The organism is Rhizobium sp. P32RR-XVIII (assembly GCF_012641395.1).
Lineage (GTDB): Bacteria > Pseudomonadota > Alphaproteobacteria > Rhizobiales > Rhizobiaceae > Rhizobium.
This window is the reverse complement of the sequence record NZ_JABAIH010000011.1, coordinates 1-21983: the sequence shown is the minus strand read 5'-3', so window position 1 is coordinate 21983 and position 21983 is coordinate 1. Positions and strand designations below refer to the sequence as shown.

The following is a 21983-nucleotide window of genomic DNA, read 5'->3' as shown; positions in this document are numbered from 1 at the left end:
GGCATCCATCCGGAGACCAAGCATGGCACCCGTCACCATCTATACGCGGCAGTTCTGCGGCTATTGCGCCCGCGCCAAGTCCCTCCTTACGGAGAAGGGCGTCGACTATGTCGAACATGACGCGACCTTTTCGCCGGACCTTCGCCAGGAGATGATTGGCAAGGCGAACGGTCGGACGACCTTTCCGCAGATATTCATTGGCGCGCAGCATGTCGGCGGCTGCGACGATCTCTACGCACTCGATCGGGCCGGCAAGCTCGACCCCATGCTGGTAGGCTGAGGAAGACCGATGACGTTCAAGGCTGCTGCCGTTCAGATGTGTTCAGGCGTCGATCCGGTGAAGAACGCCGCTTCGATGATGCACTTGGTGCGTGAAGCAGCAGCCCAAGGCGCAATCTATGTGCAGACGCCGGAGATGACCGGCATGCTGCAGCGCGACCGGGCCGCGGCCAAGGCCGTGCTTCGCGACGAAACCAACGACATCATCGTTAAAACGGCATCTGCCCTTGCCGCTGAGCTTGGCATCTACATGCATGTCGGTTCGACTGCGATCGCGCTCGAGGACGGCAAGCTCGCCAATCGCGGTTTTCTCTTCGGCCCGGATGGCAGAATCCTCAATCGTTATGACAAGATTCATATGTTCGATGTCGATCTCGACAACGGCGAGAGCTGGCGGGAGAGTGCCGCTTACCGTCCCGGCTCGGAAGCGCGCGTCCTGTCGCTGCCTTTCGCCGAAATGGGTTTCACCATTTGCTACGACGTTCGGTTCCCTGCGCTTTTTCGCGCTCAGGCGATTGCCGGTGCGGAAGTCATGACGGTACCTGCCGCGTTCACCAGGCAGACGGGCGAGGCACATTGGGAAATTCTGCTTCGCGCCCGCGCCATCGAAAACGGCGTTTTCGTCATTGCCGCAGCCCAGGCTGGTCTCCATGAGGACGGCCGTGAGACCTACGGCCATTCGATGATCATCGACCCATGGGGGAAGGTGCTGGCTTCCGCCGGCGGTGCGGGCGAGGTGGTGATCGTCGCGGACATCGATCGAGCTGCCGTCAAGGCGGCGCATGACAAGATTCCGAATCTGAAGAATGGGCGGGAATTCTCGATCGAAAAGATCCCGGGGGCAGTCGTGGGAGGCGTCGCCGCTTGATCCGTTATTCCCTCAATTGCGAAAACGCCCACGAATTCGAAGCCTGGTTTTCCGAAGGTGCCGATTTCGAACGCCAGCTTGCGTCAGGCTTCCTCACCTGCCCGGTTTGCAACTCCACCTCAATATCGAAGCAGCTGATGGCCCCTTCCGTCTCGACCGCCCGCAAGAAGGAGGAGAAGAAGACGCTGGCGATGGACACGGTGCGCCGGGAAGCCTTCGAAGAGCTCAAGAAAGCTATCGCGCACGTCAAGGCCAATGCCGAGGATGTAGGCACACAATTTCCCGAAGAAGCCCGCAAAATCCACTACGGCGAGGCGGATGCTCGCGGCATCATCGGACAGGCGACGATCGACGAGGCTCGGGCACTGGTCGAGGAAGGCATTGAAATTGCGGCTCTTCCGGTGCTGCCGGACGACGTGAATTGATCGTTTATTCGGGCCGCTTCGCCAGCAGCATGTAGTTCACGTCCGTATCCTTCGACAGGTTCCACTGGTTTGCCAGCGGATTGAAGAAGACGCCGGTGCGCTCGATTATCGTCATGCCGCTTGCCGCAAGCGGCTTTTCCAGCTCTTCGGGGCGGACCAGCTTCTGATACTGATGCGTGCCGCGCGGAAGCCAGCGGAGGATGTTCTCGGCGGCGAAAATCGCAAGAGCGGCGGCCTTCATCGTGCGATTGATCGTGGCAACGTACATCAGCCCGCCGGGACGAACCATTTTCGCGCAGGTCGTCATGAAGAAATCGACGTCGGCGACATGTTCGACCACTTCCATGTTCAGCACGATGTCGAAGGTCTCGCCGGCTTCGGCGAGCTGTTCGGCCGTGACCGCACGATAATCGACCGAGACACCCGATGCCTTGGCGTGCGTCGAAGCGATGCCGATGTTCTTTTCGGAAGGATCGGCGCCAACCACGGTTGCACCCATGCGGGCAACGGGCTCCGAAAGCAGACCCCCGCCGCAGCCGATGTCGAGCACGCGCAGGCCTTCCAGCGGCCGCGGGTTCTTGGGGTCACGGCCGAAATTCTCGGCGGCCTTGTCGCGGATATAGGTCAGGCGCACCGGGTTGAACTTGTGCAGCGGCTTGAACTTCCCGGTGGGACTCCACCATTCCGCCGCCATCGCGGAAAAGCGGTCCACCTCGCTCTGGTCGATCGTACTCTTTGCCGCATCGCTCATGCGCCTGCTCCTTGCCTTGCTTGTCCAGTGAAGTCGGACGATCGGCAGCATAAGTCAAGGGGCGGGCAGACGGGGAACGGCAAGACGCGCCTCGAGGGCCGCGCCCATCGCAAGAACATGCTCGTCGGCAAAGCGTCGCCCGACGATCTGCAGTCCGACCGGCAGGCCATTCGTGGCCAGCCCGACCGGTAGGGAAAGCGCCGGCAGTTGCGGCAGCATGTTGAAGGGGCAGGTCATGTCGAGCCCGACGAAACGGCCATCCGCATCGGTGCCGACATAGTCATCGTCGCATTCGCTGGCGAGCGGCGCGGTGATCGCACAGGTGGGGCAAAGCAGCGCGTCGTAGGATTCGAAAAGCTTTGCCATATTGCGCCACATCGAGGTGCGCAACAGTTCCACGCGCTTGTAGGCGGTGGCATTCATCGAAAGTCCGCGTTCGATCGCAGCTACGATGGCTGGATCCATTTTTTCCCGGTACTCGGCGATTGTTTCGCCAAAGAAACCGGACATGAAAACGCACCAGAGATCGAACCATTCGTCGTTCACCGAGCGCGTCCAGTGCATCGGGACTTCATCGACGATGGCGCCCGCGCCGCGCAGTTCCTCAGCGGCGGCCAGTATGACCTGCTCTACTTCCGGCTGGATCCGGTAGTAGCCGAGGTCCATCGACAACGCGAAGCGTTTGCCTTCCAGGTTGCCGTTTCGCGCCACTTGCGACACAAAGCCGATCGGCAGCGAGGAAATATCCTCGTCGCTCGGGCCGCATGTCGTTTCCATGAAGGCGATGGCGTCGCCCACCGTGCGCGCCAGTGGGCCGAAATGCGAGATGTTGTCGAAGACACTCGGCAGGATCGTCATCGGAATCCGTCCGAGACTCGGCTTCAAGCCGACCGTGCCACAGAATGCCGCGGGAATTCGCACCGAGCCGCCCATATCCGTGCCTTCCGCGAGAGGAACGACGCCGGTGGCGACCGCAACAGCCGAGCCCCCGGAGGAGCCGCCGGAAGTCCGCGCTGGATTCCATGGATTGCGGGTTACACCCCAGCGAGGGCTGCTGGTGAAGCTCGCAAAGGCGAATTCCGGCGTCGTCGTCTTTCCCATTAGAATTGCACCGGCGGCTTGCAAGCGCCGGATACAGAGCGCCGTTTCGCCGGGCACCCAATCGCCCTTGGTCCAGGAGCCCAGCGTCGTCAGATCGCCCGCAGTCGGGGTCAGATCCTTGGCAGCGAATGGCACTCCGTGCAGCGGGCCGACCGCTTCGCCGCGGGCGACGGCGCGGTCTGCGGCGCGGGCAGCTTCGAGCGCCTGGTCCTCGCGGATGACGGTGAACGGGTTCAGGGTTTCGCAGACGGCCTTCGCGCGCCGAAGCGATTCGGCCACCACGCTTTCGGAGGTGAACAAGCTCCTTCGGATTCCGCTTGCGATTTCCATTGCGGGAAGGTCCAGCGGATGTAGCGTTGCGGTTTCCAGTGGCGTGTTCATTGTGTCCTCTGCCAGTTCCATCGGGTCATTGCATTTCGGTGCCAAAGCGTGCTTGCTGCGCAAACCGTGTTATGCGGCTTTTTGATCGCCAGGGCCATTCATGAGTTCCGTTCCGAGAACAAGCACCCAGATGCCGTCCTTCGACGTCTGGAATGCGAGCCTTGCCAATGCCGCGAACGCTATCGGTTCGCGTAGCTTTCCAGACGCGTTGACTTCGGCGCTCCGCCTCCTTGCGCCGTTCCAGATGATGAATGGCTTCATCTATTCGCCTGATGGCCATGCCTTCGATCTCTACAACGAGAAGATCATTGCCGCGCGCGCGATCATCGTCGATCGCTATCTCGCCGGGGCCTTCGTGCTCGATCCGTTTTACGACGCAATCCGCAATCACCGCCGCGAGCGGATGATCGTGATGCGTGAAGTCGCACCGGACGATTTCCAGCAGTCTGAATATTACCGGCTGCATTACGCGGCGACCGAGATCGTCGACGAGATCGGTTTCGTCATGATGCTGGAGAACGGCTTTACCGCCGTGCTTTCGCTGTCGCGAATCGGATCGGCCCCGCTCTTTTCGACGGAGGATCTGGAGCGACTGAAATCCGCCGCTCCAGTTGTCTGCGCTTTCGGTGAACGGCACTGGTTTCATGTTTCCGGCCTTTCGCTGGAGATCAAGAATGCAGCACCTGCGGCGAGGATCGAGCATCCCCTTCTGACGAAGCGCGAGCTGGAAATCGTCACGCTGGTCCTCAAGGGGCATTCCAACCTCTCCATTGCCGCGGTCCTCGAGCTGTCTCTGAACACGGTTAAGGTTCACCGCCGGCAGATTTACGCGAAACTCAATATTTCCAGCCAGGCCGAGCTCTTCCGGCTCTTTCTGGCGTGAGGCCGGCCCGATCGGGCGGGCCTCGTTTCGATGTTATTCGGCGAAATCCATCTCGGGAGGAGCTGCCTGGAACAAGCGCGTCAGGTAGGCGAGATAGACGATACCTATGAGGAGCCAGAAGAGGCCGAGCATCTTGGCGTGAACGTCAAGCTTCCAGAGCAGGAAGAGGTCGCAGACTGCAGCCAGAGCTGGAATGACCAGACCGATCAGCGCGCCGAGCGGTTTCACCTGCGCATCACCCTTCATGTAGAGCGCAACGACCGAGACGTTGACGGCGGTGAACGCGAGGAAGGCGCCGAAGTTGATGAAGGAGGTCGAGGTCGTGACGTCCATCGTGAGTGCCAATAGACCGACGATGCCAACGAGGACAAGGTTCAAGATCGGCGTATGCCACTTGGGATGAAGGTTGCCGAAAAAGGAAGACGGCAGCACTCTGTCACGGCCCATCGCGTAAAGCAGGCGGCCGACACTCGCCTGCGCAGCAAGACCCGAGGTGAATTGCGCAACAACAAGGGTTGCAAGGAAGATCGTGACAAAGAGATCGCCGCCGATCGATTTGGCGATTTCAGTTGCTGCGGCGTCGACAGAGACGAAGTCCATGCCAGGATGAGCGAGCTGCGTGAAGTAAGCCGCGACGACGAATATCAGCCCGCCGGCAAGCGCCGTAATCAGGATCGCTTTCGGCATGGTGCGCCTCGCATCCTTGGTTTCTTCAGTTAACGTCGAAACGGCGTCGAAGCCAAGGAAGGAATAGGCGGCGATCGCCGCACCGGCGACGGAGGCCGAGAACGGGACGTCAGCCTTGAAGAACGGTGTCGCGGAAACCAAGCCGCCCGGGCCGCTTGCTGCGATCACATAGCGTGCGGCGAGGAAGACGAAGGCGATAAGCACGCCGAGCTGCACCAGCATCAGAATAAAATTGACACGGTTGGCGAAAGCGATGCCGACGACGTTGACAAGCGTGGTGAGCACGATGAAGCCGAGGATCCAGGCGTAAGCCGGAATGGCCGGAAAAGCGGAAGTCAGGTAGGCGGCTCCGATCAGCCAGATGACCATGGGCAGGAAGAAATAGTCGAGCAGCACCGCCCAGCCGACGAGAAAGCCGACGCTGGGGCTGATCGATTTGCGGGCATAGGTATATGCCGATCCGGCCACCGGATAGACACGGGCCATGACGCCGTAGCTGATGGCGGTAAGCAGGATCGCTGCTGCCGCAACAAGATAGGCCATTGCCGTCGTGCCCTGGCTTGCAGTCGCGAGCGCGCCGAAGGTGCCGAAGACGATCATCGGCGTCATGTAGGCCAAGCCGAAGAGCACGACGGACCAAAGTCCGAGCGCCCGGTCGAGTTTCACTCCATCAGTCATATGTTCCGCCTCCGCGAAGAGTTGTTGTTTGTTTTTTGAAACTGCGCAGGTGCAGGTCATTCCAGCTGTTCCGCGCAGGTCTCGCCTGCATTTTCTTATTATGAAGAAAAGATGAACGAGCGCGCGGCAGCCGAACATAACCCCAAGGTGTTATGTGGAGATGGTGATACTCAGCCGTGTGCTTACCGCAGGAAGTCATCAGCGGTCATCAGCTCGAGTTGAACGGAAAAGCGGTTTCGCAGCAGTTCCAGCGAGGCTTCATGCGTTTGGTCGTCGCCGCTGCAGAGGGCATCCTCGATGAGTATGATGCGGTACCCAAGGTCGACGGCCCCGAGCAACGTCGCCATGACGCAGACATCAGTTTCGCCGCCGGTGATCACCAGCGTTTCGACTGCGTGGCTTTGCAAAGCCATATCGAGCCTGCCGTCGAGCCATGGGGAATAGATTTTCTTGTCGAATAAGGAAGCCGGCGGCACCAGTCGTTGCAGCGCGGGGACAAGCTCCATTATCTCCGCAGGTAGATGTTCGCCGGTCATCATCCACCATTTTTCATAGTAATCACGCCAGGAGCCTTTTGCCGCGTCCTTCGTTTCCGGCGTCAGGAAGCGCGTAAAGATGGTGCGTTCGGGATAGGTCGAGGCGATCTCAAAGACCTGCGGCAGTACGCGATCCATCCACACGACATGCCAAGGCGTGTCTTCCGCAAAGAGACGTTGCATGTCGACACAGATATGGCGCCAGTTTTCGAGCGTGCTTTTGTTCAATGGAAACTCCTCCGTCCCCTAATTCGGCAGAGGGTCGTCGGGGTCCTTGGATATCGTTGGGACGGAGTGGCGTACGCCGCGGATCAATGAGGACCAGCAGTGGCTCACGGGATCGCAAAGATGCTGATTTCGTTCGCGATGCCGCGAAGCGCGACTTTTTGCGATATGGGATTGAGACCGCGATCCGTCAGAAGGTTGAAGGCGCTCGGGTCGCCAAGCACGGAGCCGGTGGCGAAGATTTCACGAGAGGTGGCAAGGTGCTGAACGCGCGAGGCGATATTCACCGTTTGCCCGAAGTAATCCTGCCGCTCGTTGAGGTTAACGGCGATGCATGGGCCCTCATGGATGCCGATCTTTAAAAGCAGGTCCTCGCTGCCGCGCTCGTCGTTGAGTTTGCGCATCGCCTCGCGCATCCGCATGGCTGCGACGACAGCGCGATCCGGAGTCGGGAACGTGGCCATCACCGCGTCGCCGATCGTCTTGACGACGGCGCCCGCCTCCGCTCCCACGATTTCGTTGAGGATACCGAAATGCGTTTTCACCAGATCGAATGCCGCCAGGTCACCAACCCTTTCATAAAGCTCGGTGGAGCCGCGCAGGTCGGTGAAGAGGAAGGTCAGGCTGGTGATCTTCAGACGCTGGTCCACTTCTATGGTGTCCGTGCGAAAGATATCGCGGAATGTCTGGTTCGAGAGCAAGCGCTTGGCAGTCAGGAAGGGACGGCGGCGGCCAAGCAATTCGTGCAGCGCGTCGTTTGCAACGGCGACCGATGGCAACGTGCGAACATCGGTGTGGTTTTCCAACGAAATGCGCATCGGGCCGGGCCGCAGCTTGAGAGGCTCGCTGTGCCGGTGGGCTCGGTCGAATACGAGCGAAAGACTCTGCCGCTCTTTCGTCGGCTCGCCTTTGACATCGAGAAATTGCGCCGAGTGGGTGACCGGCTCGAAGACGATGACGAACTCTGCCGGCAACTGCAAGGAGATGACCGCCTTCTCGCCGGGCGGCAGTTCCAAGCATTCAACGATGAATTCGTCGATCTTTTCCTCAAACCCGTCCTCGGGCAGATCGACCCCTGAACTCCAGTAGATTTGCCGGTAATACTCCAACGGCGGCAATTCATGAGGATTGTGGGCTTCAATGTGGCGCACGCGGGGACTGATGGTGAAGGTCACCTCGACCATCTCGTCCAGTGTCGGCTCATAACCGGCCGCGCAAAGCGCGCAGCTATACTCGTCGCTCTGCACGGTCCTCAGGGAGGTATTGGCATCCAGCACGCCGCCGCAGCCTGGGCAGAGTACGTTCCATGACAGGTCGAACACGCCCAGCTGAGACGCGTGCAGAAAGGCGTTGATCACCTGTTCTTCGTTGAGCCCCTCGCTGGCGGCGAAGGCAAGTGGATTGACACGACAAAGCTTGCGGTCGGGCGCTTCACGGACCAGACGTTCGATAGCATCAACGACTTTCGGCTGTGCCGACTGGCGCAGAGCTGAGAATAAAGTCTGAGCTTCACTCATGGATGCATCTTACACTGAATTGGACGCGCGATCAGCGAATTTCTCCAAAGAGGGTGCAGTTTGCACCAGCCGCAAATCGGGCTCGGCCTGACCGCCGACTTTGGACTGATTTTCTTGCGGCACGAGGTTTCGCTCCAACCTGCTATTCCAATCTCAATGCGTCCACCTTGCCACCCCACTTCAAACTCGCTAAGAGACGCCGCAACTTGGGCCCTTGGGCGCAAGGCCTAAGAAGGGTTCCAGAACTCCCAATTCCCGGGCTCTTTGGCCATGCCGCTTTCCAAGGCTTTGTGGTGCCGGGTCGGGCTTTCGTCTCTCCCGGCGGTTTGCTGTGGTAGAGGCTTATGGCACGCATCGTAATGAAATTCGGCGGCACGTCCGTCGCTGATCTGGACCGCATCAAGAACGTTGCTCGCCACGTCAAACGCGAAGTCGATGCCGGCCATGAGGTGGCCGTCGTCGTGTCCGCGATGTCCGGCAAGACCAACGAACTGGTCGGCTGGGTGCAGGGCACGCCGAAGGTCGTCGGCGCCAATTCGCCTTTCTACGATGCGCGCGAATATGATGCCGTCGTCGCCTCCGGCGAGCAGGTGACGTCGGGGCTGCTGGCGATTGCATTGCAGGCGATGGACATCAACGCGCGCTCCTGGCAGGGCTGGCAGATCCCAATCCGCACGGACAATGCGCATGGCGCAGCGCGCATTCTCGAAATCGACGGTGCCGATATCGTCAAGCGCATGGGCGAGGGGCAGGTTGCCGTCATCGCCGGGTTCCAGGGTCTTGGACCGGACAACCGCATCGCGACGCTCGGCCGCGGCGGCTCGGATACGTCGGCGGTTGCGATTGCGGCGGCGGTCAAGGCCGATCGCTGCGATATCTATACGGATGTCGACGGCGTCTACACGACCGATCCGCGTATCGTGCCGCAGGCGCGCCGTTTGAAAAAGATCGCCTTCGAGGAAATGCTCGAAATGGCGTCGCTCGGCGCCAAGGTTCTGCAGGTTCGCTCGGTGGAACTCGCTATGGTGCACAAGGTTCGTACCTTCGTGCGCTCCTCTTTCGAAGATCCCGATGCTCCGGGCATGGGTGATTTCTTGAACCCGCCCGGAACGCTGATTTGTGACGAGGATGAAATCGTGGAACAGGAAGTAGTCACCGGCATCGCCTACGCCAAGGATGAGGCTCAGATCTCGCTTCGCCGTCTCGCAGACCGGCCGGGCGTCTCGGCAGCGATCTTCGGGCCTTTGGCCGAGAGCCATATCAATGTCGACATGATCGTCCAGAACATCTCCGAGGACGGCTCCAAGACGGATATGACCTTCACCGTGCCTTCGGGCGACGTCGAGAAGGCAATCAAGGTGCTTGGCGAGAACAAGGAAAAGATCGGCTACGACGTCGTCCAGAACGAATCGGGGCTGGTCAAGGTTTCGGTTATCGGCATCGGCATGCGTTCGCACGCAGGCGTTGCTGCCACCGCTTTTAAGGCTCTTGCCGAAAAGGGCATCAATATCAAGGCGATCACGACCTCGGAAATCAAGATTTCTATCCTGATCGACGGTCCTTATGCTGAACTCGCTGTCAGGACTTTGCATTCCTGCTACGGTCTGGATAAGAATTGATTCCCAGCAGGTGTGCCGCACGTTCGAGTTAAGTAGAAAGTGGCGGCCTGCCGGGTTATCCTGCTTTTGATTTGGAGCTTGAGACGCAATGAGAGACCTTTCCGGCGGTCCGCGCGTGTTGCTCAAGCGGCTGCGCGAGTTGATGGCGGAGCCGCTGGAGCCACAAGAGCGTCTCGATCGGATCGTTCGCCAGATCGCCAGCAACATGGTGGCGGAGGTCTGCTCCGTCTATGTGCTGCGCGCTGACGGCGTTCTCGAGCTCTATGCAACAGAAGGCCTGAAGAAAGAGGCTGTCCACCTGTCCCAGCTGAAGATGGGGCAGGGGCTTGTCGGCACGATCGCGGCTTCGGCGCAACCGCTGAACCTTTCCGACGCGCAATCGCATCCAGCCTTCCGCTATCTTCCGGAGACCGGCGAAGAAATCTACCATTCGTTCCTTGGCGTGCCGATCCTGCGCACCGGGCGCTCGCTTGGCGTTCTCGTCGTGCAGAACAAGGCGAGCCGCACCTACCGCGAAGAAGAGCTGGAAGCACTCGAAACCACGGCGATGGTGCTCGCCGAAATGATCGCCACCGGCGAGCTGAAGAAGATCACCAAGCCGGGTCTCGAACTCGATCTGACGCGTTCGGTGACGATCGACGGCGATACCTACAATGAGGGCATCGGGCTTGGTTATGTCGTACTGCACGAGCCGCGCGTCGTCGTCACCAACCTGCTGAACGAGGACTCGGAGAAGGAGATACGCCGACTTTCGGAGGCGTTGGGCTCGCTCAGAATTTCGATTGACGATCTGCTGTCGCAGCGAGACGTCTCGATGGAGGGTGAGCATCGCGAAGTTCTCGAAACCTATCGCATGTTCGCTCACGACCAGGGCTGGGTGAGGAAGCTCGAAGAAGCGATCCGAAACGGGCTCACGGCAGAGGCCGCGGTCGAAAAGGTGCAGAGCGATACCAAGGCGCGTATGATGCGCTTGACAGATCCGTATCTGCGCGAACGCATGCATGATTTCGAGGATCTGGCGAACCGGCTGCTGCGGCAGCTCACCGGATATTCGGGCCGGACAGCGGGCGATGGATTCCCGAACGATGCGATCATTCTGGCGCGCGCCATGGGCGCGGCCGAGCTTCTCGATTATCCGCGCGCCAATGTGCGTGGCCTTGTGCTGGAAGAAGGCGCGGTCACCAGCCATGTGGTGATCGTCGCGCGCGCCATGGGCATTCCGGTGATCGGGCAGGCGGCCGGCGTTGTAGCGCTTGCCGAAAACGGCGACGCTATCATCATCGATGGCGATGAGGGCCATGTGCACTTGCGGCCCCTGCCGGAGCATCAGCGGTCCTACGAGGAGAAGGTGCGCTTCCGGGCCCGCCGGCAGGAACAGTTCCGGGCGCTGCGCTCCGTCGAACCGCTCACCAAGGACGGACAGCGCATCTCTCTGCTGATGAATGCCGGCCTTCTGGTCGATCTGCCGCAGCTCGCGGAATCGGGGGCTGAAGGAATCGGGCTTTTCCGCACAGAACTGCAGTTCATGATCGCGTCGACCATGCCGAAGGCGGAGGAGCAGGAGCTTTTCTACCGCAACGTCGTGAAGCAGGCGGCCGGCCGCGTCGTCACCTTCCGCACGCTCGATATTGGTGGCGACAAAGTAGTGCCCTATTTCCGCGGCCATGAGGAAGAGAATCCGGCGCTGGGCTGGCGTGCGATCCGCCTTGCACTCGATCGGCCGGGACTGCTGCGGACGCAGCTTCGTGCCATGCTGAGGGCTGCGGCGGGCATCGAGCTGAAGCTCATGGTGCCGATGGTGACCGAGGTCTCCGAAATCGCCGCGGTGCGCGAATTGCTGCAGAAAGAAGTGCAGCATCTTTCCCGCTTCGGCCACGGTTTGCCTCGCAAGCTGCAATTCGGCGCGATGGTGGAGGTGCCGGCGCTGCTCTGGCAGCTTGACGAACTGATGGCGGCAGTCGATTTCGTCTCTGTGGGGTCCAACGACCTCTTCCAGTTCTCGATGGCGGTCGATCGCGGAAATGCACGGGTCTCGGACCGCTTCGATCCGCTTGGCAAGCCGTTCCTCCGTATTCTTCGCGAGATCGTGCGGGCCGGCGAGCGCAATAACACTCCTGTCACGCTTTGCGGTGAGCTGGCAGGCAAGCCGATTTCGGCGATGGCGCTGCTCGGTATCGGGTTCCGTTCGGTCTCAATGTCGCCGGCCTCAATCGGGCCGGTGAAAGCGATGCTGCTTGCGCTCGAAGTTGAAGCCCTTTCCAAAGTCGTGAACCAGGCGTTGGACGATGTCGTGTCTACGACGCCGGTACGCGAGGTGCTTGTCGGCTTCGCCGCGAGTAACAATATTCCCCTTTAGCAAACCATAAAAAGAATCGGAGTGAAGGGTGGCGAAGCTTCCCGTTGAAAAGATGCGCGAGCTGGAACGCCGCTTCAGTGAAATCGAAGCGCGCATGTCGGCTGGCCCGTCCGCCGATGTCTATGTGAAGCTCGCATCCGAATATTCCGAGTTGCAGTCGGTCGTCGCCAAGATCCGCGCGTATGAAAAGGCCGTTGCGGAACTCGCCGATCTCGAAGCATTGCTCGGGGACAAGTCCGTCGATCGCGAGATGCGCGATCTCGCCGAATTGGAGCTGCCGGAAGTCAAGGAGCGCATCGACACGCTGGAGCAGGAAATCCAGATTCTGCTGCTGCCGAAGGACGCGGCCGACGAAAAGAGCGCTATCCTCGAGATCCGCGCCGGCACAGGCGGTTCGGAAGCAGCACTTTTCGCCGGTGATCTTTTTCGGATGTACGAACGCTTCGCCGCGGCGAATGGCTGGAAGGTCGAAATCCTTTCCGCAAGCGAGGGTGAAGCGGGCGGTTATAAAGAAATTATCGCCACGATTACCGGCAAGGGCGTTTTCGCCAAGTTGAAGTTCGAGTCCGGCGTGCACCGGGTGCAGCGCGTGCCCGAAACGGAAGCCGGCGGACGCATCCACACGTCGGCGGCGACAGTCGCCGTGCTGCCGGAAGCTGAGGAAATCGATATCGAGATCCGGCCGGAAGACATTCGCATCGATACAATGCGTTCGTCGGGCGCGGGGGGGCAGCACGTCAATACCACGGATTCGGCTGTCCGCATCACGCATCTGCCGACCGGCATCGTCGTCACCAGCTCGGAAAAGTCGCAACACCAGAATCGCGCCAAGGCCATGCAAGTTCTGCGTTCGAGGCTCTTCGATGCAGAACGGCAAAGGGCCGACAGCGAACGATCTGCCGATCGCAAGAGCCAGGTGGGGTCCGGTGATCGCTCGGAGCGAATACGGACCTACAATTTCCCGCAGGGACGCATCACCGATCACCGGATCAACCTGACGCTCTACAAGCTCGACCGGATGATGGAAGGCGAGATCGATGAAGTGGTGGATGCACTGCTTGCCGACTATCAGGCAAGTCAGCTGGCGCAGCTTGGCGAGCAGCAATGACGGGGGAAGGGCCGACGGTTTCCGAAACTTTGGCCGAAGCCCGCCGCCGCTTCATCGAAGCCGGTATCGCCGATCCCGTGACAGACGCGAGACTGCTCGTTGCCGGACTGCTGAAATTCTCATCGACGGAAATGCTGTCGCGCGGCGATGAGCGCCTCGCCGAAGAAAAGGTAGCGCTGATCAAGGTTGCGGTGAAAAGACGCCTGGCGCATGAACCGGTCCATCGCATCCTCGGCGAGCGGGAATTCTACGGATTGCCGCTCTCGCTTTCCGAAGGAACACTGGAACCCCGGCCCGATACGGAAATCCTCGTCGATACGATACTTCCTTTTTTGAGAGGTCTTGCAAAAACGGAAGGCCATCTCCATATCCTTGACGTAGGAACCGGAACCGGGGCGATATGCCTCGCGCTGTTGAGCGAATGTCCGGAAGCATCGGCTATCGGTAGCGATGTATCGGCAGATGCCCTGAGCACGGCAAAATCAAACGCTGAAAGAAATGGACTAGGGGAGCGTTTCGAAGTCGTGCAGTCGAGCTGGTTTCAGAACATCAGTGGCACGTTTCACGCGATCGTCTCAAATCCGCCCTATATTGCTTCCAATGTCATTGCCAACCTAGCTCCTGAAGTGACGAAATTTGATCCGGCGGCAGCACTGGACGGTGGCCCTGATGGGCTTGACGCGTACAAAGCGATAGCCAAGGATGCGGCCAGGTTTATGCGGCCAGATGGCGTCATAGGATTAGAAATCGGCTACGATCAGCGGAATGATGTGACGGCGGTCTTCGAGGCTGCGGGCTTCCAGTGTGTCGGATCGGCAAAAGACTATGGCCAAAATGACCGGGTGCTCGTGTTCGCACTCAATGCTTGAGCGACAAATTGCAGCATGGGAACAGAACAATATTGCTATTGCGAAGAAAGGGCTTGGATTTCCGAGGGAAGCAATATAGGTTGCCCCTACGTGTTGGGCAGTCAGGAATGAACACAGATTCGTTCGGTACTTGGTCAGCCTCGGGGGTCCACTCTTTTAAACGAGAGTTTCAAAGGTTGAACACGACCCAATGCGTGAATCAGTCAATATGACTTGAGAACAAGCGGCGGGTCGGCGCGAAGGCGCATTATGCTTGCGGCACGAAGGCTCTGAGTCGGTTTTCCGGCCACGGCGGTTGGTGCCATCAATCCACACAAACAGAGAATTCAGGTGAGCGATCTATGAGGCCAGGACAGCAGAACAAGCGCGGTCGAGGGCGTGGTAACAACAACGGCGGCGGAAATAACAATAATAACAATTTCAACCGCAAGGGCGGCAATCCGCTGACTCGGAGCTACGACAGCTCCGGCCCCGACGTGAAGATTCGCGGTACGGCTCAGCATATTGCTGAAAAATACGCGCAGCTTGCCCGTGATGCACAAAGCTCCGGCGACCGCGTCATCGCTGAAAATTACCTGCAGCATGCAGAGCACTACAACCGGATCATTGCGGCCGCCCAGGCGCAGATGCAGGAACGCTTCCAGCGCGATGATCGGAACGAATACACGGACCGCGACGGTCTCGAGCGCGAAGGTGACGAGCTGGATACGGTAGACGGCGACGAAGTTGTTGTCGTTCAGCCGCCGCGCGAGCAGCATCGCCGCGAGCAGCGCGCGGAAGCGGCAGCCCCGGCTCCGGCTCCGGCTCCAGTTGCGGAGCAGGAAGCCATTGACGGGACCGGTCCGCAGCCGGAAATCGAAGGAATTCCAGCCGAAGTCGCCATGGAGGAAGAAACCTCCGCCGCCCCGCGGGAGCGCCAGCCTCGCCGCCGCAATGCCGGCAGTCGCCCGCGCCGTCCGCGCCGTGGCGCCGAGGGTGAAGATGCCGGTGAGGGCGCTTCAAACGAGACGCCTGCGCCGGCGCTGGCGGAAGCGGCTTCCGAGTAATTTCGTTTCAAGACGATGGTTTGATCAAAGGCCGCTCCCCGAGCGGCCTTTTCTTTTGCGCGACGGGTTATCGGCATTGCCGCTTGACATATTCATACCTCGCCGGCTATACGTCAATCCATAGCCAATGAGGTATGAATTTCCGGTGACGAACACCCATGATGCGCTTTTCAGGACGCTTGCCGACCCGACCCGGCGGGCCATCTTCGAACGGCTGTGCCGTGAGGGGGAGAAGACGGTCGGCGCCCTGACGGCGCAGGCCGGCGTTTCGCAGCCGGTCGTTTCGAAACATCTCAAGGTTCTGAAGGACGCCGGCCTGGTTCGCGACCGTCACGAAGGCCGCCAGACGCACTATAGCGCGCAGCGTAAGGCGCTCGCCCCATTGGTCGACTGGACGAGCCAGATGGCCGGCTTCTGGGAAAGTCGGTTCGACGATCTCGAAGATTTGCTCAAAAGGATGGACCAATGACCCTGACCTCGACCGAAACACTCTCCGTCGTCGTCGAACGCCACGTTGCTTTTCCGCCGGAAAAGATCTGGCGGGCGCTGACACAGCCGCATCTGATCGAGGAGTGGCTCATGAAGAACGACTTCAGGCCCGTCTTGCACCACATCTTCAAACTCAGCGCCGACTGGGGTGCCGTCGATTGCAAAGTCCTGGAAGTCGAGCCGAACAGGACGCTTTCCTACACCTGGGCAGCTCATGGACTCGAGAGCGTTGTCATCTGGACACTGACGCCGACCAGCACGGGAACGCACCTGCGCATGGAGCAATCTGGCTTCCGGCCGGATCAGCAGCAGGCCTACAACGGCGCCCGGTTCGGCTGGCAGAAGTTCTTTGCGAATCTGGAGCAGGTTCTGGCGCGGGCGGACTGAGGCCAGTCCCGACGGATAAAGCCGACTGGCGCAGCGAGACTCTTGCCCGGATCAGGGCGCTTATCCGGCGGACAGATCCCTCGCGTCTCTGCCATTCCAGCCTCGAGGGCAATATCAGGCGTGCCATCCATGCGCGGGAGGCGAAATCGACAAGGAAGCCTTGAGGGCGCTCATGTCGCTCGCCGCCAAGCCGCGAACGAAGAAGACAGCATCGAGTTGAGTGAAAAACGGATTTATGACCGACGGCCGGCATCCGGCTTCGTTGAGGAGGAGCGATCATTGAATTGGAATAAATATATCCGGCAGGTCCATCGTTGGCTTTCCATGGTCTTTACGGTGACGGTCATTGCCAACTTCGCCGCCATGGCGTTGGGGACGCCACCCGCCTGGGTGGTTTACTCGCCGTTGCCGCCGCTCTTCCTGCTGTTGTTCACCGGCCTCTATCTGTTCGCCCTACCCTATGTCGGCAACCGGCGCAGCGCATGACGCACCAATTTGAGAACGAAGAGCCACCGCCCGGTGCGCTCAAGCCGGACGGATTTTCCCGCCGCATGCCCCTTTAAACTCTACAGATTCTCCACCATATCCTGACCAGGTTTGTTCGCGGCAAATGCCAGATGCGGCGGACAGGGCTCGCCTTTTGAGGGAGCTCAATCTCAGTCATCGGCCTGCGCCTTATATTAGGGCAGGGCGATTTATGGAGGTACAGCATGAATATTGAAAAGTACTCCGAGCGGGTGCGGGGTTTCATCCAGTCCGCCCAGACTTATGCTCTGGCGCAGGGGCACCAGCAATTTACACCGGAGCATGTCCTCAAGGTCCTGCTCGACGACGACCAGGGCATGTCCGCTTCGCTGATCGAACGCGCCGGCGGAGATCCCAAGGCCGCCCGGCTTGCAAACGATGCGGCGCTCGCCAAGCTGCCAAAGGTTTCCGGCGGCGGCGGCAACATTTATTTGTCCCAGCCGCTTGCTAAGGTCCTGTCGACGGCGGAAGAGGCAGCGAAGAAAGCCGGCGACAGTTTCGTCACGGTCGAGCGGCTGCTGCAAGCTTTGGCGATCGAAAGCTCGGCTTCGACGTCTGCCACCCTTAGAAACGCCGGCGTGACCGCGCAGGCGCTCAATCAGGTCATCAACGAGATTCGAAAGGGGCGCACGGCCGATTCCGCGAACGCCGAGGAAGGGTTCGATTCCCTGAAGAAATACGCACGCGATCTGACCAGTGAGGCCCGGGAGGGCAAGCTCGATCCGGTTATTGGCCGTGACGACGAAATCCGCCGTACGATCCAGGTCCTTTCGCGCCGCACCAAGAACAATCCGGTGCTGATCGGCGAGCCCGGCGTCGGCAAGACGGCGATCGTCGAGGGTCTCGCCTTGCGCATCGTCAATGGCGACGTGCCGGAATCGCTTAAGGACAAGAAGCTGATGGCGCTCGACATGGGCGCTCTGATTGCCGGCGCGAAATATCGCGGCGAGTTCGAAGAGCGGCTGAAGGCCGTGCTCAACGAGGTGCAGTCGGCAAATGGCGAGATCATTCTCTTCATTGACGAAATGCACACGCTGGTTGGCGCCGGCAAGGCCGATGGGGCAATGGATGCCTCCAACCTTCTGAAGCCTGCCCTTGCCCGCGGTGAACTGCATTGCGTCGGCGCGACCACGCTCGACGAATACCGAAAGCACGTCGAAAAGGATCCGGCGCTTGCCCGTCGCTTCCAGCCTGTGTTGGTCGAGGAGCCGACCGTCGAGGACACGATCTCGATCCTGCGCGGCCTCAAGGAAAAATACGAGCAGCATCACAAGGTGCGTATCTCGGATTCCGCGCTGGTGGCTGCCGCGACGCTGTCCAACCGCTACATCACCGACCGCTTCCTGCCGGACAAGGCCATCGACCTTGTCGACGAGGCGGCTGCCCGGCTGCGCATGCAGGTCGATTCCAAGCCCGAGGAGCTCGACGAACTCGACCGCCGCATTATCCAGCTAAAGATCGAACGCGAGGCCCTGAAGAAGGAAACGGATGCCGCATCTGCCGATCGCCTCACGCGGCTTGAAACCGAGCTGACAGGTCTTGAGGAAGAGGCCGATGCCCTGACGGCCCGCTGGCAGGCGGAAAAGCAGAAGCTCGGTCTTGCCGCCGACCTGAAGAAGCAGCTCGACGAAGCCCGCAACGAACTGGCGATCGCCCAGCGCAAGGGCGAGTTTCAGCGTGCCGGCGAGTTGACCTATGGCGTCATTCCGGAACTGGAAAAGAAGCTGACGGAAGCCGAGCAGCAGGACAGTGATCGCAGCGCCATGGTGCAGGAGGTGGTGACCCCTGACAACATTGCGCATGTCGTCTCCCGCTGGACCGGCATTCCTGTCGACAGGATGCTGGAAGGCGAGCGCGAGAAGCTGCTTCGCATGGAAGACGAGCTCGCCAAATGGGTGATCGGCCAGGGGGATGCGGTCCAGGCCGTGTCACGCGCAGTCAGGCGTTCGCGCGCCGGCCTGCAGGATCCGAACCGGCCGATCGGCTCATTCATCTTCCTAGGCCCGACGGGCGTTGGCAAAACCGAGCTTACCAAGGCGCTCGCCCGCTTCCTCTTCGACGACGAGACGGCAATGGTGCGCATGGACATGTCGGAATACATGGAGAAGCACTCCGTGGCCCGGCTGATCGGCGCCCCTCCCGGCTATGTCGGCTATGATGAAGGCGGTGCACTGACCGAAGCTGTTCGCCGCCGGCCGTATCAGGTCGTGTTGTTCGACGAGATCGAGAAGGCGCATCCCGATGTCTTCAACATCCTGCTGCAGGTTCTGGACGATGGCCGCCTGACGGATGGCCAGGGCCGGACGGTCGATTTCCGCAACACGATGATCATCATGACCTCGAACCTCGGCGCCGAGTACCTGACCCAACTCAAGGAAGGGGACGACAGCGACACCGTTCGTGCGCAGGTGATGGAGGTCGTACGCGCTCACTTCCGGCCGGAGTTCCTGAACCGTGTCGACGAAATCATCCTGTTCCATCGCCTGAAGCGTGAGGAAATGGGCGCGATCGTCGATATCCAGTTGAAGCGGCTGATCGCACTCCTTGCCGAGCGCAAGATCACGATCGACCTCGACGAGGATGCCCGAAACTGGCTCGCCAACAAGGGTTATGATCCGGTCTATGGCGCACGGCCGCTGAAGCGGGTGATCCAGAAGTACGTCCAGGATCCGCTCGCCGAGCAGATACTCTCCGGCCAGGTGCCCGACGGGTCGACGGTGAAGGTCACCAGCGGCACGGACCGCTTGCTGTTCCGTACGCGCAGCTCTGCTGTCAACGAAGCAGCCTGAGAACCGGCGATCAGAGAAGGAAAATGGCGGCTTCGGCCGCCGTTTTTGTCTGAACTATTTGCTGGCGACCTGATCGACCGGCTGATTGTTCAAAAGCGTGTCGATGCGTTTGCGCTCGTCCTCGAACTTCGCCAGCGCATCGCCGTCAAGTGACTTGCCGCCCGGCAGGCGGATGCGCAGCGGATCGACCTTGGTGCCGTTGACGATCAGCTCGTAGTGAAGGTGCGGGCCGGTGGATTCGCCTGTCGTGCCGACCCAGCCGATCACCTGGCCCTGGCGCACCTTGGCGCCGGGAACGATGCCCTTGGCGATGGCGCTCTGGTGATTGTAGGAGGATTCGTAGCCGTTGGCGTGACGGACAATGGTCTGGTTGCCGTAGCCGCCGGAGTCCCAGCCTGCTTTTTCGACGGTGCCGTTGCCGGTCGCGATGATCGCCGTGCCGCGCGGGGCTGCCCAGTCTACGCCGGTATGCATGCGGGCAAAGCCCAGGATCGGGTGGCGGCGCATGCCGAAGCCGGATTTGAAGATGCCGTTCGGAACCGGATTGCGAAGCAGAAACTGGCGGATGCTCTTGCCGTCCTGATCGAAATAGTCGACGTTCCCGTCTGGATCCTGAAAGCGGTAGAAGCGCGTCACCGTGTCGCCGAAGCGGGCATTGACGTAGAGCAGCTCCGAATCCGCCGTCGCGCGGCCGCTGGAATCGGCGACCGAAAAAAAGGCCTCCAGGAAATCCGTCGGCCTCAGCTGCGCCTGGAAGTCGACGTTTGCCGCAAGCAGCTTGATGATCAGCGCCGTCATCTCCTTGGTCATGCCATAGGAGAGAGAAGCCCGGTAGATGCCGTCGTAGACGCTCGGCAGGTTCTGGCCGGCCGGTACCGATTGGGAATTGTCGTCGAAAGCGGTGGCGACCGCGTCAAGCATGGGCGGCTCGCTCGCCTGGACGAAGCGGTTCTTGTCGTCAAGCGCGATCGTGACAAGATGACGGGTTCCGCGATAGACACTGGCGCGGATAAGCCTCGCCTGTTCCCCCTTCTGGATGATGCCGATGCGCAGGACATCGCCCTTGGAGAGTTCTTCACTGCCGAACAGCGCAGACAGGTTGGCCGCCAGCATCTTTGCCTGCGGTTCAGGATAGCCTGAATCGATCAGCGCCTTGGCAATCGTAACGTCCTGACGAGCCGGAATGATGTCGTCTGCGAATTCCTCGGTCTCCGGCGTGATCGATTCCGGCGCGGAGACCGTCATGTTCTGCTCGAGAACACGCGCCGACAGGCCGGAGGTCAGATCGATATCGTTGTCCTCGTTCGAGAAACGTTGAGGGTCGACATAGTAGAGCGCGGAGACCTGCGTTGTGCCGTCGGTCAGCGCCGAACCGTTCGAGCGGACATTCTCCTCGATTTCGTCCAGGGTCATGCCGGGCAGGGTTTGAAACTCGCTTTTCCCGGTCGGGAAGGCAATGGTCTTGAGGCTGACTTCGGATTCGACATCCGAACCGTAGATCGCGCCGGTGCGCGCCGCCGGAGCAGGCTGCCCCTCGTCGGCGGAAAAGATCGCGAGGGCGTCGAAATCCGGATAGTCTTCTGTCGTGACATGATTTGCGGCAAGCCGCATCTTCACATGCGAGAACGGCTGGCGGCGGACGACTTCCTTGTCGCCGTCGTGAACCACAGTCGAGACTTCCATGATTGCCCGGTCAGAGGGCTTGGCGGCGATTGCGGGTGCAATCAGTCTGTCCCCGCGGGTGACGCCGGTATCAGCAAGAGCATCCGCATTGGCGCTGGCATAGGCTTCAGCCGGGATTGCAAGCTGCTGGCGTCCGTCGAGGGCCGCAAAGAGGGCCACACCCATCAGAACGCTGGAGGTGATGCCGGTGAGGAACGTACCCGAAAGCCAGCGCAGCGAAACCTCGCGCCTGTCTGGCGCCCGTCTGCCATCGGCGAGAAGCGGAGGCTCGTTGCCCAACGAGCGTATCATCATCTTCTCCGTCATCATGGCAGTTTTGTCCGCGTCCTTTCATGGTTCATCGGCGCCGCCCCGGGCTGGGCCGAAAGATGTGCATATTCCGGGCATGGAAGTCAAATCGCGCCACGCGCGCAATCTATGCGCCTATCCCTGCCTGAATCGTGCGCCCGTGAAACCACGCGCCCTTGAGACCATCCGATTGTGATCTTGTGAGGGCGGAATAGTGGCGGAGGCGATTTTGAGCCGTTTTGCAGCAGCACACGGCCTGCCGGTGCGGGGCATTGGACCCTACGACCGAGCCCTCCAGTTGCCCAAGGAGGATTATTGTTAAAAATCAATCGGTTGTAAGAAAGTTCACTTTTTTCCGAAAAGCGGTGTTGACTATGTCTGAGGGAAGGACTTATAAGCCGCGTCACTGAACGAGGGCGGCGGCGCTGCTGGCGACGAAGTTTCTCGCTCTAGGGTTTCCGGATTGGCTGGATTGCTGATTGATGGTTTGAGG

At 60.2% G+C, this 21983-nt stretch carries 19 protein-coding genes; 13 read left to right on the top strand and 6 right to left on the bottom strand.

Annotated elements, in window-relative coordinates:
* Positions 1-22: 22 nt before the first annotated feature.
* From grxC to HGP14_RS25045, 3 genes are read left to right on the top strand one after another with little or no spacing between them, the layout of a single operon-like run.
* Entirely contained in the window at positions 23-280 is a 258-nt protein-coding gene (gene grxC / locus HGP14_RS25055) for a glutaredoxin 3 (protein ID WP_168832583.1), read from the top strand.
* A 9-nt stretch (positions 281-289) separates the two neighbouring features.
* Positions 290-1147, top strand: a complete 858-nt coding sequence (locus HGP14_RS25050; protein ID WP_168832582.1) for a carbon-nitrogen hydrolase family protein — start codon at positions 290-292, stop codon at positions 1145-1147.
* Positions 1144-1572 carry a DUF1178 family protein gene (locus HGP14_RS25045; RefSeq protein ID WP_168832581.1) on the top strand — a complete coding sequence of 143 codons (429 nt, stop codon included), beginning with the start codon at positions 1144-1146 and terminating at the stop codon, positions 1570-1572. The genes HGP14_RS25050 and HGP14_RS25045 overlap by 4 nt, the downstream gene beginning before the upstream one ends.
* 4 nt (positions 1573-1576) lie before the next feature.
* Here HGP14_RS25045 and ubiG read toward each other — a convergent pair whose 3' ends face one another.
* Positions 1577-2323: a bifunctional 2-polyprenyl-6-hydroxyphenol methylase/3-demethylubiquinol 3-O-methyltransferase UbiG gene (gene ubiG / locus HGP14_RS25040; protein WP_168832580.1), complete on the bottom strand. Its 747-nt coding sequence runs from the start codon at positions 2321-2323 to the stop codon at positions 1577-1579.
* Between the two features lie 54 nt (positions 2324-2377).
* A complete protein-coding gene (locus HGP14_RS25035; protein ID WP_168832579.1) occupies positions 2378-3805 on the bottom strand; it encodes an amidase in 1428 nt (475 codons plus the stop codon).
* A gap of 100 nt (positions 3806-3905) precedes the next feature.
* On the opposite strand from HGP14_RS25035, the gene HGP14_RS25030 reads away from it, so the two are divergent.
* Positions 3906-4688 carry a helix-turn-helix transcriptional regulator gene (locus tag HGP14_RS25030; RefSeq protein WP_168832578.1) on the top strand — a complete coding sequence of 261 codons (783 nt, stop codon included), beginning with the start codon at positions 3906-3908 and terminating at the stop codon, positions 4686-4688.
* Between the two features lie 33 nt (positions 4689-4721).
* Here the strand turns inward: HGP14_RS25030 and HGP14_RS25025 are convergent, their stop codons facing one another.
* From HGP14_RS25025 to HGP14_RS25015, 3 genes are all read right to left on the bottom strand, one after another.
* Positions 4722-6053: an APC family permease gene (locus tag HGP14_RS25025; protein ID WP_168832577.1), complete on the bottom strand. Its 1332-nt coding sequence runs from the start codon at positions 6051-6053 to the stop codon at positions 4722-4724.
* A gap of 182 nt (positions 6054-6235) precedes the next feature.
* Positions 6236-6772, bottom strand: a complete 537-nt coding sequence (locus tag HGP14_RS25020; protein WP_168832702.1) for a cysteine hydrolase — start codon at positions 6770-6772, stop codon at positions 6236-6238.
* A gap of 149 nt (positions 6773-6921) precedes the next feature.
* Complete coding sequence (locus HGP14_RS25015) at positions 6922-8331, bottom strand: adenylate/guanylate cyclase domain-containing protein (protein WP_168832576.1); 1410 nt, start codon at positions 8329-8331, stop codon at positions 6922-6924.
* A 344-nt stretch (positions 8332-8675) separates the two neighbouring features.
* On the opposite strand from HGP14_RS25015, the gene HGP14_RS25010 reads away from it, so the two are divergent.
* The 9 genes from HGP14_RS25010 (at position 8676) to clpB (ending at position 19519) form a co-directional block, all read left to right on the top strand.
* Complete coding sequence (locus tag HGP14_RS25010) at positions 8676-9950, top strand: aspartate kinase (protein WP_168832575.1); 1275 nt, start codon at positions 8676-8678, stop codon at positions 9948-9950.
* 88 nt (positions 9951-10038) lie between these two features.
* Positions 10039-12306 carry a phosphoenolpyruvate--protein phosphotransferase gene (ptsP, locus tag HGP14_RS25005; RefSeq protein ID WP_168832574.1) on the top strand — a complete coding sequence of 756 codons (2268 nt, stop codon included), beginning with the start codon at positions 10039-10041 and terminating at the stop codon, positions 12304-12306.
* 28 nt (positions 12307-12334) lie between these two features.
* On the top strand, positions 12335-13414 hold the full coding sequence (prfA, locus tag HGP14_RS25000) for a peptide chain release factor 1 (protein ID WP_168832573.1): 1080 nt from the start codon (positions 12335-12337) through the stop codon (positions 13412-13414).
* Complete coding sequence (gene prmC / locus HGP14_RS24995) at positions 13411-14283, top strand: peptide chain release factor N(5)-glutamine methyltransferase (RefSeq protein ID WP_168832572.1); 873 nt, start codon at positions 13411-13413, stop codon at positions 14281-14283. Before prfA ends, prmC begins: the two co-directional genes overlap by 4 nt.
* A gap of 341 nt (positions 14284-14624) precedes the next feature.
* Positions 14625-15329 (top strand): DUF4167 domain-containing protein, encoded by a 705-nt coding sequence (locus HGP14_RS24990; RefSeq protein WP_168832571.1) that lies wholly within the window; start codon positions 14625-14627, stop codon positions 15327-15329.
* Between the two features lie 145 nt (positions 15330-15474).
* Positions 15475-15798, top strand: coding sequence for an ArsR/SmtB family transcription factor (locus HGP14_RS24985; protein ID WP_168832570.1), 324 nt, complete (start codon positions 15475-15477; stop codon positions 15796-15798).
* Positions 15795-16205 (top strand): SRPBCC domain-containing protein, encoded by a 411-nt coding sequence (locus tag HGP14_RS24980; protein WP_168832569.1) that lies wholly within the window; start codon positions 15795-15797, stop codon positions 16203-16205. Before HGP14_RS24985 ends, HGP14_RS24980 begins: the two co-directional genes overlap by 4 nt.
* 279 nt (positions 16206-16484) lie before the next feature.
* Positions 16485-16691 carry a hypothetical protein gene (locus HGP14_RS24975; RefSeq protein ID WP_168832568.1) on the top strand — a complete coding sequence of 69 codons (207 nt, stop codon included), beginning with the start codon at positions 16485-16487 and terminating at the stop codon, positions 16689-16691.
* Between the two features lie 224 nt (positions 16692-16915).
* The gene (gene clpB / locus HGP14_RS24970) at positions 16916-19519 is read left to right on the top strand and encodes an ATP-dependent chaperone ClpB (RefSeq protein ID WP_168832567.1); all 2604 of its coding nucleotides are present in this window, start codon (positions 16916-16918) and stop codon (positions 19517-19519) included.
* Positions 19520-19573: 54 nt separating this feature from the next.
* Here the strand turns inward: clpB and HGP14_RS24965 are convergent, their stop codons facing one another.
* On the bottom strand, positions 19574-21511 hold the full coding sequence (locus tag HGP14_RS24965) for a M23 family metallopeptidase (RefSeq protein WP_168832566.1): 1938 nt from the start codon (positions 21509-21511) through the stop codon (positions 19574-19576).
* Positions 21512-21983: the final 472 nt, after the last annotated feature.